Annotated in this window: 9 protein-coding genes and 1 tRNA gene; 3 read left to right on the top strand and 7 right to left on the bottom strand. The window is 35.2% G+C overall.

Annotation, left to right across the window (positions count from 1 at the left end):
- Positions 1-3: 3 nt before the first annotated feature.
- The 7 genes from KO500_RS02970 to KO500_RS02940 form a co-directional block, all read right to left on the bottom strand.
- Positions 4-495, bottom strand: a complete 492-nt coding sequence (locus KO500_RS02970; RefSeq protein ID WP_215955015.1) for a DUF305 domain-containing protein — start codon at positions 493-495, stop codon at positions 4-6.
- 20 nt (positions 496-515) lie between these two features.
- A complete protein-coding gene (locus KO500_RS02965) occupies positions 516-3,017 on the bottom strand; it encodes a heavy metal translocating P-type ATPase (RefSeq protein ID WP_215955014.1) in 2,502 nt (833 codons plus the stop codon).
- A 21-nt stretch (positions 3,018-3,038) separates the two neighbouring features.
- Positions 3,039-3,293: a heavy metal-binding domain-containing protein gene (locus KO500_RS02960; RefSeq protein WP_215955013.1), complete on the bottom strand. Its 255-nt coding sequence runs from the start codon at positions 3,291-3,293 to the stop codon at positions 3,039-3,041.
- Between the two features lie 10 nt (positions 3,294-3,303).
- Positions 3,304-4,524, bottom strand: coding sequence for a TolC family protein (locus KO500_RS02955; RefSeq protein ID WP_215955012.1), 1,221 nt, complete (start codon positions 4,522-4,524; stop codon positions 3,304-3,306).
- Positions 4,521-8,282 (bottom strand): efflux RND transporter permease subunit, encoded by a 3,762-nt coding sequence (locus KO500_RS02950; protein WP_215955011.1) that lies wholly within the window; start codon positions 8,280-8,282, stop codon positions 4,521-4,523. Before KO500_RS02950 ends, KO500_RS02955 begins: the two co-directional genes overlap by 4 nt.
- 120 nt (positions 8,283-8,402) lie before the next feature.
- Positions 8,403-8,822, bottom strand: coding sequence for an HYC_CC_PP family protein (locus KO500_RS02945; RefSeq protein WP_215955010.1), 420 nt, complete (start codon positions 8,820-8,822; stop codon positions 8,403-8,405).
- A 269-nt stretch (positions 8,823-9,091) separates the two neighbouring features.
- Positions 9,092-9,164, bottom strand: a tRNA-Met gene (locus KO500_RS02940).
- 225 nt (positions 9,165-9,389) lie between these two features.
- Between KO500_RS02940 and KO500_RS02935 the strand changes: the two genes are divergently transcribed.
- From KO500_RS02935 to der, 3 genes are all read left to right on the top strand, one after another.
- Positions 9,390-10,871: a Na+/H+ antiporter NhaC family protein gene (locus tag KO500_RS02935; RefSeq protein WP_215955009.1), complete on the top strand. Its 1,482-nt coding sequence runs from the start codon at positions 9,390-9,392 to the stop codon at positions 10,869-10,871.
- 49 nt (positions 10,872-10,920) lie between these two features.
- Positions 10,921-11,808 carry a GTPase Era gene (gene era, locus KO500_RS02930; RefSeq protein WP_215955008.1) on the top strand — a complete coding sequence of 296 codons (888 nt, stop codon included), beginning with the start codon at positions 10,921-10,923 and terminating at the stop codon, positions 11,806-11,808.
- Between the two features lie 180 nt (positions 11,809-11,988).
- Positions 11,989-13,296: a ribosome biogenesis GTPase Der gene (gene der, locus KO500_RS02925; RefSeq protein WP_215955007.1), complete on the top strand. Its 1,308-nt coding sequence runs from the start codon at positions 11,989-11,991 to the stop codon at positions 13,294-13,296.
- The last annotated feature ends 31 nt before the right edge of the window (positions 13,297-13,327 follow it).

Here is a 13,327-nt window from a genome sequence, read left to right as displayed (position 1 = left end):
TTTCTATTTTTCATTTTGAAGACGATTTATCATCGCTTTCATTTCTTCTATTTCCTTTTTTTGAGCTTTGATAATATCATCCGCTAACTTCTTAACTTCTGGGTCTTTGATATCAGCACGTTCACTAGTCAATATAGCAATAGAGTGGTGTGGTATCATAGCCTTCATCCATAACACATCACCAACGATAGGTGCTTGTGTTCTAACCAAACCTAAAGCACTTATAAAAAGGGCAATACTTCCAGCTATGATAGCAATATTCTTTTTTTTATTTTGATACATATTTCGCATCGCTACAAACATTATAATAGCCATTGTAGCTATACCTAAACAGCTCATATAAAATCGTGTTAGACTAAAATACACGTGGTCTATGGCATACGTGTTTAAGTACATTGTGATATACATTGCTATAAAGGATGCTACGAGCATACCTACAAATTTAGAATAATTTCCTTTTTTCATTTCTCCGTGATTGTTCTCTTTTGAATTCATTTCTAATGGTTTTTTAGTTTTTAATTTATTGATTTTGTTTTAAGTCTAAGGGCATTTACGATTACCGAAACCGAGCTAAAACTCATTGCTAATGCTGCAATCATAGGCGACAATAAAATTCCGAGAAACGGAAATAAAACCCCTGCCGCTATGGGTATACCAAGTGTGTTATATATTAAAGCGAAAAACAGATTTTGCTTTATATTTTGCATTACTTTATCACTTAGATTTCTAGCTTTTACAATTCCGTGTAAATCTCCTTTTACAAGAGTAATCATAGCGCTTTCAATAGCGACATCTGTTCCTGTACCCACTGCAATACCTACATCACTTTTTGCTAATGCGGGTGCATCGTTGATTCCATCACCTGCCATCGCCACAATGTGACCTTGTTCTTGTAATTTCTTGACTTCTTCAAGTTTGTTTTCAGGTAACATTCCTGCCTTAAAATTTTTAAGATTTAACTCACTTGCTACCGCTTGCGCTGTGTCGTGATTATCGCCTGTAAGCATTATTACTGATATGCCTTTGTCCTGAAGTTCTTTGATTGCTTTAGCACTCGTAGCTTTAATTTTATCGCCTATGACCACATACCCTGCTACACTGCCATTTACTGCCAGATAGGAAACGGTTTTTCCTTGTTTTTGAAAAGATTGCGCTTTGGCTTCCTTTTCTGATGAAATCGTTGCATTTGCATATTCAATCATTTTTGCATTTCCTAAGTCAAGTTTTTTACCTTCAACCGTTCCCTCTACACCTTTTCCTGTTACGGCACTAAAATTATCGGTTTTTGATATTTCGATATTCTGTTCCCTACCATATTTCACGGTAGCTTCGGCAAGTGGATGTTCACTAGAACTATTTAAAGAAGCTATAAGTTGGGTTATTTCACTTTCAGAAAATGAATCATTGAACGAACCCATTTTTTCTACGGTAGGTTTTCCTTCAGTAATCGTTCCTGTCTTATCAACTATCAAAGTATCTACCTTGTCCATTTTCTCTAAGGCTTCGGCGTTCTTTATGAGCACACCATTTTGAGCACCTTTACCAACACCTACCATCACAGACATTGGTGTTGCCAAACCTAAAGCACAAGGGCAAGCAATAATCAATACCGCAATAGCATTTACAAGTGCATAGACATAGGCTGGTTCTGGACCCCAAATTGCCCAAACACCAAAAGTTAATAAAGCTATAATCACGACCACAGGCACAAAATATCCTGAAACAGTATCTGCTAGTTTTTGAATAGGTGCACGACTACGACTAGCATCGTTTACCATATGTATGATTTGAGAAAGCAACGTGTCGCTACCTACTTTTTCAGCTTTCATTAAAAAGGATTGATTACCATTAATAGTTCCGCTACTTACTTTATCACCCTCGATTTTATTTACAGGAATGGGTTCGCCTGAAATCATTGATTCGTCTACAGTGGTATGGCCTTCTGTAATTGCACCATCCACGGGAATTTTATCTCCTGGTTTAACTCGAAGGATATCTCCTTTTTGAATTTGGTCTATGGAAACTTCTTCTTCATTGCCATTAACTACACGCATCGCTTTATTGGGTGCGAGTTTCAACAATTCTTTTACAGCCGAATTAGTTTTGCTATGTGCTCTTGCTTCTAAAACTTGACCCATCAATACAAGGGTAAGTATTACAGTTGCAGCTTCAAAATAGACGTGAACTGCACCAGATTCTGTTTTAAATTGCTCAGGGAAAAAATCTGGAAACAACATACCAAATACACTAAATAACCAAGCGACACCTGCACCGATACCGATGAGAGTGAACATATTTAGATTCCACGTTATTATACTTTTATAGGCACGTTCAAAGAACATCCAAGTAGCATAAAACACGACAGGGATTGAAAGTGCAAACTGAATCCAGTTCCACGATTTTTGCTCCATTACATCGTATAATGGATTGTTGGGAATCATCTCGCTCATTGCGATTAAGAAAATAGGTAACGTAAAAGCTACTGCTATCCAGAATTTCTTGAGTAACTTCTTGTAGGTCTTCTCTTCTGCGGAAAGGTCTGGTTGCATAGGTACTAAATCCATTCCGCAAATGGGACAAGCTCCAGCTTCATCCTTAACAATTTCTGGATGCATCGGACACGTCCATTGCTCAGATGAAGTAGTTGACAAATTTTGTTCTTCTACTAAATCCATTCCGCATACAGGACAATCGCCAGATTTATCATAGATTTTATCGCCTTCGCAATGCATTGGGCAATAAAATATTCCCGTTCCTTTGCCTTTAGACTTTTCCTCTTTGGTTTTGTTCGCTTTATGATGCTCTCCCAATTTATGTATGCTATAAGAACCACCATCATTTTGCATTGCTTTTTGAAATGTCTCGATAGGAATATGAGATTCCATTTCAATAGATGCTTCAGCTTTTTCTAAATTTACCGAAACATTAGTAACACCTTCCACTTTAGAAAGTGTTTGCTCTATGTGATTTCGACAACCATTACAGGTCATTCCGTGTATGTGAAAGGTGTGTTTCATCTTCTATTCTTTTAAAAATATTTATTCGTGTTTATGACCGTTTGCTTTATGGTCTTCGTTTTTTACAAGCGTCATTCCGCACGTACCACAAGTGCCTTCTTTATCGCTACCACTATCTTTACAATGCATAGGACATACATAAACAGATGTGTATTCCGCACCCTGCTTTTCGGTAGTTGTCTTTGCTTTTGTTTCAGTTTTATTGTCTTTACAAGAGACCATTGTAACTGTTGCAATTATTATCATTGCCACTAAAATTGATTTAAAATATTTCATTGTTTTGTGTTTATTGAGTTATTAAATAATTGACTACCGCACTTTGCGCATAGTATGTTGTTATAGCACTTATCTGATTGATTTGAAACTTCAATTGTAGTTCCTGTATGTCAAGCACATCATTAAAATCGATAGTTCCCGTTTCATAATTCTTGATAAGAATTTCTTCGGCATCATTTGCCTGTTTTAAGTTCTTCTCTTGTGTCTCATATTTAATCCGAGCTTGATTGCGTTGTGATATCGCTTTCGCGAAAGCAGACTCTAAAACATTTAAGCGGTTATCTTTTTGAGCTGTTATTTCTAATTGCTTCAACTCGTTCTGCTTACTTCTTGAATCATACTTTTTATTGAAAATGGGAATAGTGACCGAAACCATCGGCATAAAAATATCTTTCCCATTATCGCTAAAACTCATATCAGGTCGCTCGGAAACCGGCACATAATCCAACCCAAAACCAATCATAGGATTGCGTTCAGTTTGATTCAATAATTCTGATTGCGCTATGGATTCGTAGAGTTTGTCATATTTAAGCAACTCTGGATTAAGCGTTAAGGCGTTTTCTGCATAAACGATATTTTCGACAGGGAACAAAAGTTCTTCAATGACAGTTACTAACGTAGATTTATCTCGATTAAGTAATTTATTAAAAGTGGTCTGCTCTCCTAAGTATGCTTCCTCTAATACTTCTTTTTGCTGTTGCAATTCATTTTGTCTAATCTGTAATCGCAACACATCTACTGCGGATGCTTTTCCAACTTCTACAGAAGTAAGTGCCAGTTTTTCATAGGTTTTTAGTAATTGAATATTCTCTTTAAGTACTTTTTGTTTAGCCTTAATGTCATACAGTAAGTAATATGATTGAGAAACAGAAAGTCCTAGTTTACGTTTCGCAATAACAATTTCTACATATTCTGCATCTACCATTGAGCTAGCATAATTTTCTCTAGCCGTAATCGTACCAAACCAAGGCAACATTTGTCTTGCCGAAAATCGTGCGCGTTGCGCTCCTGTTCTAGTTTCAGGCTCACTTACAAAATAGCCTGCGCTAAATTCAGTATTTGGAATCCAGTCAGCTTCATTTACTTTTTCTTCAGCTATATTGTGACGAAGATTATAAGCTTGAATCTCTGGACTATTACTTTCTGCTTCCTGAATATAGGATTGTAATTGTTGTGCTTTCGCGAAAGCGGAAACAAACAAAACACAGATAATGATTTTTATATTTTTCATTTGTTTGCTCTTTTTAATTTTATTTCTTCTCTCCAACTGTACAATACTGGTACAATAAAATAGGACGTAATGTCAATCACCATTCCTCCAAAAATTGGGATAGCCATTGGTATCATAATATCACTTCCTTTTCCTGTGGATGTTAATACAGGAAGTAAGGCAAGAATGGTGGTTACCGTTGTCATTAGGCAAGGGCGGATTCGTTTTTCGGCAGCTTCTAATGCTGAATGTCTAATGCTTTTTTTATCCGTAGGTTTATCACGGTCAAAAGTTTGCGTGAGGTAGGTCGCCATTACCACACCATCATCGGTAGCAATACCAAATAATGCGATAAATCCAACCCAAACAGCCACACTTAAATTGATAGTTTTCATATTGAATAAGTCACGCATATTCTCTCCAAAAAAACTAAAGTTGAAGAACCAATTCTGGCCATATAACCATATCATAATGAAACCACCCGCAAAAGCTACCGTGATTCCTGTGAAGACCATAAGTGAAGTAGAAACAGATTTGAACTGGAAATACAAAATCAAGAAAATGATAGCTAGAGCTAATGGAACTACGACTGAAAGTGTTTCTTCTGCTCGCAACTGATTTTCGTATGTTCCCGTAAATTGATAACTGATTCCTTTGGGAACAGTTAGTTCGCCAGCATCTATTTTCTGTTTAAATAATGCCAGTGCATTTTCTACAACATCTACTTCGGCAAAACCATCAAGTTTATCGAATAACACGTATCCGATTAAGAAAGTATCTTCACTTTTAATGACTTGTGGCCCTTGCTCGTAACGAATATCTACCAACTCGCCTAACGGTACAGGACTGCCTTTTTCTACTGGAACATAAATCTTTTTAAGGTCATCTGGATTACCACGTAATTCTCGTGGATAACGTACACGAATACCATAGCGCTCACGACCTTCAACAGTTTGGGTAAGAGGCATTCCGCCAACAGCTACTTGCAATATTTGCTGAATATCCATAATCGACATGCCGTATCTCACTAATCGTTCGCGTTTAATATCGATTAACAAATAGGGTTTACCCACAATACGGTCTGCAAAAACAGCTTGTTCTTTTACGCCTTCCGCTTGTTTTAGAATAGTTTCAAGTTGCAATCCAAATGCTTCTATTTGCCCTAAATCTTGACCTTTTACTTTGATTCCCATAGGCGCTCGCATTCCTGTTTGCAGCATTACGAGTCTGGTTTCAATAGGTTGCAGTTTTGGTGCAGAAGTCACACCTGGAAACTTAGTAACCTTCACAATTTCGTTCCAAATATCATCAGGACTATTAATCTTAGGTCGCCAGTTACGATAGTATTCACCATCTTCATCTTCAACTAAATGTTTAGAATGAATAGTAAATGGGTCTCTTAATTTTGATGTGTCATAGGTTGCATTTTCATTGTCAATATCTGTATTAGGATTGATAACAAAATTACCGTCTTTAGTGATAAAGAGTCCATCTTCATTTACTTTATAGCGTTGCTTTTTACCTTTTGCATCGTGCATATATTCAGATTTGTACTGAATCATATTCTCATACATTGAAAGTGGTGCAGGGTCAAGCGCAGATTCCGTTCTACCAGATTTTCCCACTACCGTTTCAATTTCAGGGATGGTGGCAACTGCCATATCCAATTGTTGCAATACGCGCTTATTTTCTTCTACACCAGCGTGTGGTAACGAAGTAGGCATTAAAAGAAACGAACCTTCGTTAAGTGATGGCATAAATTCCTTTCCTGTGTTATTCATTATCCACGCACCAGAAATAAGGACAGTTGCAGGAATGATAAGAAATAGTAATTTATTAGCTAATGCCCATTTTAAAATCTGACTGTAATATCTTCTGAAAACTGAGAATATTCCTAAAATTCCGAAGCATATAATAGACACGAATATTAGATTGAGAATGATACTTCTATCAAATCCTAATGGACGCCAGTATGTTGCTAGCAAAATCACAATAGCAACTGATGCTATTATGATATTTATAAGGTTTGCTCGCTTTTTAGAAAGTGTATTTCTAATAGTTAATATTGCTGTAATACCAAATGCAATTAAAATCAAGCCTAACCAGTACCCATAAACTATTGCTATAGCACCAACCACAATAAGTGAACTATTCAATACATAATTGAACGAGTTTTTGATGTTCTTTTTCTTAAATAAGTAAGCTGCTAATGGCGGAATTATAAATAACGCAATTACTAAAGATGCCGATAATGCCATCGTTTTTGTAAAAGCAAGTGGACGAAATAATTTTCCCTCAGCGCCTATCATCGTAAATACAGGAACGAAACTTATAATAGTGGTAAGTACAGCTGTTAAGATTGCTCCTGAGACTTCAGCAGTAGCATTATAGATAATTTGGTTTATGGTGTACTCCTTACCATTTTCATTAAGGCGTAATTTTTCATCATCTATATGCCTTATCATATTTTCGGCTAGTATGACACCTACATCGACCATTGTTCCAATTGCAATTGCGATACCTGAAAGTGCTACAATATTTGCATCTACATCGAATAGCTTCATTGTTACGAAAACCATCAGTACAGCTACAGGTAATAACCCAGAAATTAAGATAGAAGCTCTTAAATTGAAGACCATTATGATGATAACCAAAATGGTTATTAAAATTTCTAGCGTTAATGCCTCGTTGAGCGTATTTAGTGTTTCCTCAATAAGCTCTGTACGGTCATAAAATGGAACTATAGTGAGTTGAGATGTGCGACCATCCGCCAGTACTTTTGAGGGCAAACCGCCTTTAAGCTCATCAATCTTTTCTTTTACATTAGTGATGACTTCCATCGGGTTTGCACCGTAACGAGCAACAACGACACCACCTACAACTTCCGCTCCTTCTTTATCTAGAATACCACGTCTTGTTGCTGGTCCAAGTGTAACATTGGCCACATCTTTAATACGTAATGCTGTGAAATTTTCAGAAGAAACAACTGCATTTTCTATATCTTCAATAGACTTCACATAGCCTAAACCACGAACTAGATATTCAGCTTGGTTAATTTCTAATGTTTGCGCACCTATATCCTGATTACTTTCTTTTACGGCTTTTACAATTTGGTTCAAACCAATTTTGTACTGACGCATTTTTTCAGGATTCACGTCTACTTGATATTCCTGAACATAACCACCTATCGAAGCAACCTCTGAAACCCCACTTGCACCAGAAAGTGCATATTTTACATAGTAGTCTTGAATACTGCGTAGTTCCTGCAAATCCCAACCGCCAGTTACATTTCCATTTTCATCACGCCCTTCTAAGGTGTACCAATATATTTGACCCAAACCTGTGGCATCAGGACCCAAAGCAGGATTTACGCCATCTGGCAGTAAATTTGCAGGCAGTGAATTTAGCTTCTCTAAAATCCGACTACGTGACCAATAGAATTCTATATCTTCTTCAAAAATGATATAGATACTGGAAAAACCAAACATAGAAGAACTACGAATCGTTTTTACTCCAGGAATACCAAGCAATGAAGTGGTTAAAGGATAGGTAATTTGGTCTTCAATGTCTTGTGGCGAACGACCTTGCCACTTTGTGAAAACAATTTGTTGATTTTCGCCAATATCCGGAATAGCATCTACAGCCACGGGATTTGAAGGTAGAAAACCAGTTTCCCAACTAAAGGGTGCATTTACAATACCCCAACCTACAAATAGGGTGAGCATTAAAACGGCTACGAGCTTATTCTCGATAAGGAATTTGATAGCTTTATTAAGCATATGGTTTGATAATTAAACAGTTATGAAAGATTTGACATTCTGGAATACAGAAAAGCAAATACAACAAGTTGAGCCCAAAACGATAGTTATCGTTGGGCGCATTTAATACTGTCTAATAAATCAAATTAAAAATGTCTGGTGCAAGACTTGCACATCCCGTTTGACAAACTGGGGGGAATAATCTGTATAAGGAACTTCTTTAGATGCTGTTCCTTCAAAAAGATTAATGTAAGAATAAATAAATGATGCAACAAAAACTTGTTGTTCAAATGTAAGCGTACTAAAATTATTTTTTAAATCATCCTGTCCTTCAAGAACTATTTGTTCGTCTGAACAGCAAGAATTTTTAGACATTTTTGGATTTTCACAGTTAGAAGCTAACTGTGCTTTTTCCATTCCACAAGTTTCTACATTATGAAAAAAAGAATAATCCACCATATTATCTCCACAATAATGCATATCAATAGTGAACGACATCGTAGAGAATAACACTACAAAAGCCATCGAAATTGACAATATTTTATGGAATACTTCTTTCATATCTAAAACAAAGTTACAAAAAATTAACAGTTTTTATTCGGATTAACAATATTTTAATTCGCTGCGTTCCACTTTAAATAAACTGATTCCCTGCGGTTTGAGTTGGAAAATCTAGGAAAGTAACGCTTAAATAATAGTATTCGACCGCTTTTAATGGCAAATAGTGATAATCTCAATTAGGTAAAGGAAAATAGCAGAATGTTGTACCTATGTTGTACCCAAAGTATAAAAAAAGCCTTTCAATTTCTTGAAAGGCTTAATTTTACTAGTAGCGGGAACTGGACTCGAACCAGTGACCTTCGGGTTATGAGCCCGACGAGCTACCTACTGCTCTATCCCGCGGTTTGCGTTTCCAAAATAATCAACTTAACTTTCAGTTCATAATGCTGACTGTATTATTTCGGACTGCAAAGATAGTCAATTATTCTACATCTCCAAATCTATTTCATTAAATTTTTATAAATTTTATTTTTAGTGTTTTTTACACTTTCAAATAGCGTAGATATCTATAAAATCTTCCTATTTTGTAATGATTTTTAAGTCATTTATTATTTTAGAGTATTTTATATGGAAAACTATGGTTTGTTGTCAATACTACCGCCAGTAATAGCAATAATTTTAGCATTAAAAACAAAGCAGGTTTACATCGCACTTCTTTTTGGTATATGGTTTTCATGGTTAATAATTAATGACTGGAATTTTCTAACAGGAACCTTAGCGGCGATTGAGGGTATGGTGAATGTTTTTAAGTCAGAAGGAAATACAAGAACCATTATGTTTAGTGCATTGGTGGGTGCGTTGCTCTTATTTATTCAATACTCAAGAGGTGTTGAAGGTTTTATAAATCAATTAAATAAAGTAATTCTTTATTTTGAAAACAAACAAAAAGGGTATAGTAGAGTAATAGTTCAAATATTAGCATTAGTTACAGGCTTATTATTGTTTGTTGAAACAAGTATAAGTTCACTAACTGTTGGTACTTTGTACCGTCCTGTTTTTGATAAATTAAAAATACCAAGAGAAAAATTGGCATATATAGCCGATTCTAGTTCAGCTCCATCATCAATATTAATTCCCTTTAATGCTTGGGGAGCTTTTATAATGGGTTTAATCGTAACGCAAGGTTTAGAAAATCCGTTTGGCTTAATGCTTTCATCAATAGCCTATAACTTTTATCCAATTTTAGCCATTTTAATAGTTGTAATTGTTATTCTTACTAAAAAAGATATTGGTCCAATGGCCAAGGCAGAAAAAAGAACTAGAGAAACGGGCAAGTTATTAAATGATAATTCAAAACCGATGCTTTCAAGTGAGGTTACTTCATTACCACCTAAAGAAGGGATAGAAGCAAAGGCATATAATATGATAGTTCCTTTGGCAACTATGGTTTTTATGATGCCTATAAATTTAATTTATACAGGTTGGGATGCGGTTGAAAATTCAACTTCTTTTTTTGACCATGCATTTAATGCTATTAGTAATGGCTCAGGTTCTTCATCAGTATTATATGCAGTTTTAACCGCTATTTTGATTGCGATGGTTATGTATCGTTCTCAAAAAATAATGAAAACCAAAGAAATGATTGATTTGGTTTTAAAAGGAATAAGTGAATTAATGCCTTTAGCTCTTTTAATGTTATTGGCATTTGCAATTGGTGATGCATGTAATCAATTAGGTACGGGTGATTTTGTTGCGAATTGGTCAAGAGAATGGTTGTCTCCGCAGTTTTTACCAGCTGTTATTTTCATTATCAGTTCATTTATAGCTTTTTCAACAGGTACATCATGGGGTACTTTTGCGATTATGATGGCTATTGCAATACCAATGGCTGAGGTTCATGATGCGGAAATAACTTTGGTTATTGCAGCAACTTTAGGTGGCGGAATTTTTGGTGATCATTGTTCTCCAATATCAGATACTTCAATAATATCTTCAATGGCATCAGCAAGTGATCATATAGATCATGTGAACACTCAATTGCCTTATGCGTTAATTGGAGGCGTGATTACTACAGTGTTGTATTTAATTTTAGGCTTTGTTTTAAACTAAGTAGCGCCACAATAACTATCTTTGCCTTTTAAAATGATAAAAAAGTAGAATGGCAGATCATAAAGCTGGTTTTGTAAATATTATTGGAAACCCTAATGTAGGTAAGTCAACCTTGATGAATGCTTTTGTTGGTGAAAAATTATCAATCATCACTTCAAAAGCACAAACAACACGACACCGTATTTTAGGAATTGTAAACGGAGATGATTTTCAGGCAATATTATCTGATACTCCTGGTATAATAAAACCGGCCTACGAATTGCAATCTTCAATGATGGACTTTGTAAAATCGGCCTTTGAAGATGCTGACATTTTAATCTATATGGTTGAAATAGGGGAGAAAGCTTTAAAAGATGAGCGCTTTTTTGAAAAATTAAAGAACTCTAAAATTCCAGTTCTTTTATTATTAAACAAGATTGATGTATCTGAACAAGGTATATTAGAATCACAAGTACAATACTGGCAAGAACAATTACCAACCGCAGAAATACACCCAATTAGTGCATTGCAAAACTTTAATGTGAAAGAAGTTTTCTTCCGTATTATTGAATTGTTGCCTGTTGCACCACCTTATTACCCTAAAGACCAATTGACAGATAAGCCAGAACGCTTTTTTGTTAACGAAACTATTAGAGAGAAAATACTACAAAACTATAAAAAAGAAATTCCGTATTCAGTAGAAATTGATACAGAGGAATTTTTTGAAGATGAAGAGATTATTAGAATGAGATCTGTAATTATGGTTGAGCGTGATTCTCAAAAGGGAATTATTATTGGTCATAAAGGTAGCGCACTTAAAAGAGTTGGTGTTGAGGCTAGAAAAGACTTAGAGAAGTTTTTTGACAAACAAGTGCATCTTGAGCTTTATGTGAAAGTGAATAAAAATTGGCGTAGTAATACTAACCAGTTAAAACGTTTTGGTTACAATCAAGGCTAGTTTTAGCCGATAAACTTCTATATAAGTTTGAATTAAATCCTTGGATAACAATTATTCAAGGATTTTTTTATGCTTAAATCCATCAGAAAAGGGTAAACTTTTAATAATCAATAGTATTGTAAATAAAAACATAGTATTTTCTTTAATTTTAAATAGTACTTTTGCACAAAATATCAAAGTATGAGTGCTATTGTAGCCATTGTAGGGAGACCTAATGTAGGGAAATCAACTTTTTTTAACCGATTAATTCAACGTAGAGAAGCTATTGTTGATGCTGTTAGTGGTGTTACGCGTGACCGTCATTACGGAAAAAGCGACTGGAATGGTCGTGAATTTTCAGTAATTGATACGGGAGGTTATGTAAAAGGAAGTGATGATGTTTTTGAAGCTGAGATAGATAAGCAAGTAGAATTAGCTATTGATGAAGCTGATGCCATAATTTTTATGGTTGATGTAGAATCTGGTGTAACAGGTATGGATGAAGATGTTGCTAAACTACTTCGTCGTGTTAAAAAACCAGTTTTATTAGCGGTAAATAAAGTAGATAATTCAAAAAGAGCTGAAGATGCAGTTGAATTTTATGCACTTGGTTTAGGTGATTATTATACTATTGCTAGTACAAATGGTAGTGGTACAGGTGATTTGTTAGATGCACTTGTTGAGGTGTTACCAGAAAAAGAAGAAGATACTAGTGATGAGTTGCCTCGTTTTGCTGTAGTAGGTAGACCAAATGCAGGTAAATCATCATTTATAAATGCTTTAATAGGTGAGGAGCGTTATATTGTAACAGATGTAGCAGGTACTACACGTGATAGTATTGATACAAAATACAATCGTTTTGGTTTTGAATTTAATTTAGTAGATACAGCAGGTATTCGTAGAAAAGCTAAAGTAAAAGAAGATTTAGAGTTTTACTCAGTAATGCGTTCTGTTCGTGCTATTGAACATGCTGATGTGTGTATTTTATTATTGGATGCCACTCGTGGTTTTGATGGGCAAGTACAAAACATATTTTGGTTAGCACAGCGTAATAATAAAGGTATTGTTGTTTTAGTCAACAAATGGGATTTGGTTGAGGATAAAGAAACCAATAGTATGAAACAATATACGGAGAAGATTAAAAAAGCAATGGAGCCATTTACAGATGTGCCTATTATTTTTATATCCGTATTAACTAAGCAACGTATTTTTAAAGCAATTGAAACTGCGGTTCAGGTTTACGAAAGTAGAAGCCGAAAAATACAAACACGTAAGTTTAATGATGTGATGCTTCCTATTATAGAGAACAATCCGCCACCAGCTTACAAAGGTAAATTCGTGAAAATTAAATTCTGTACGCAATTACCAACTTCATACCCGCAATTTGCATTTTTCTGTAATTTACCACAGTATGTACGTGAGCCATACAAACGTTTCTTAGAGAATAAACTTCGTGAAAATTTCGATTTTAACGGAGTTCCAATTTCTGTTTTTATGAGGAAAAAGTAATTTTTCTCCTTAATAAACAAAAGAGCTATTA

Origin of the sequence: Cellulophaga baltica (genome assembly GCF_018861125.1) — a bacterium.
Classification (GTDB): Bacteria; Bacteroidota; Bacteroidia; order Flavobacteriales; family Flavobacteriaceae; genus Cellulophaga; species Cellulophaga baltica_A.
The sequence above is the reverse complement of the archived record's forward strand: the minus strand, read 5'-3'. Positions and strand labels throughout refer to the sequence as shown.

What these genes read in the sequence shown, in the direction of transcription:
- der (WP_215955007.1), top strand. Translation starts at nt 11,989, where the DNA reads ATGAGTGCTATTGTAGCCATTGTAGGGAGACCTAATGTAGGGAAATCA.
- KO500_RS02955 (WP_215955012.1), bottom strand. Translation starts at nt 4,524, where the DNA reads ATGAAAAATATAAAAATCATTATCTGTGTTTTGTTTGTTTCCGCTTTC.
- KO500_RS02945 (WP_215955010.1), bottom strand. Translation starts at nt 8,822, where the DNA reads ATGAAAGAAGTATTCCATAAAATATTGTCAATTTCGATGGCTTTTGTA.
- KO500_RS02935 (WP_215955009.1), top strand. Translation starts at nt 9,390, where the DNA reads ATGGAAAACTATGGTTTGTTGTCAATACTACCGCCAGTAATAGCAATA.
- KO500_RS02960 (WP_215955013.1), bottom strand. Translation starts at nt 3,293, where the DNA reads ATGAAATATTTTAAATCAATTTTAGTGGCAATGATAATAATTGCAACA.
- era (WP_215955008.1), top strand. Translation starts at nt 10,921, where the DNA reads ATGGCAGATCATAAAGCTGGTTTTGTAAATATTATTGGAAACCCTAAT.
- KO500_RS02965 (WP_215955014.1), bottom strand. Translation starts at nt 3,017, where the DNA reads ATGAAACACACCTTTCACATACACGGAATGACCTGTAATGGTTGTCGA.
- KO500_RS02970 (WP_215955015.1), bottom strand. Translation starts at nt 495, where the DNA reads ATGAATTCAAAAGAGAACAATCACGGAGAAATGAAAAAAGGAAATTAT.
- KO500_RS02950 (WP_215955011.1), bottom strand. Translation starts at nt 8,282, where the DNA reads ATGCTTAATAAAGCTATCAAATTCCTTATCGAGAATAAGCTCGTAGCC.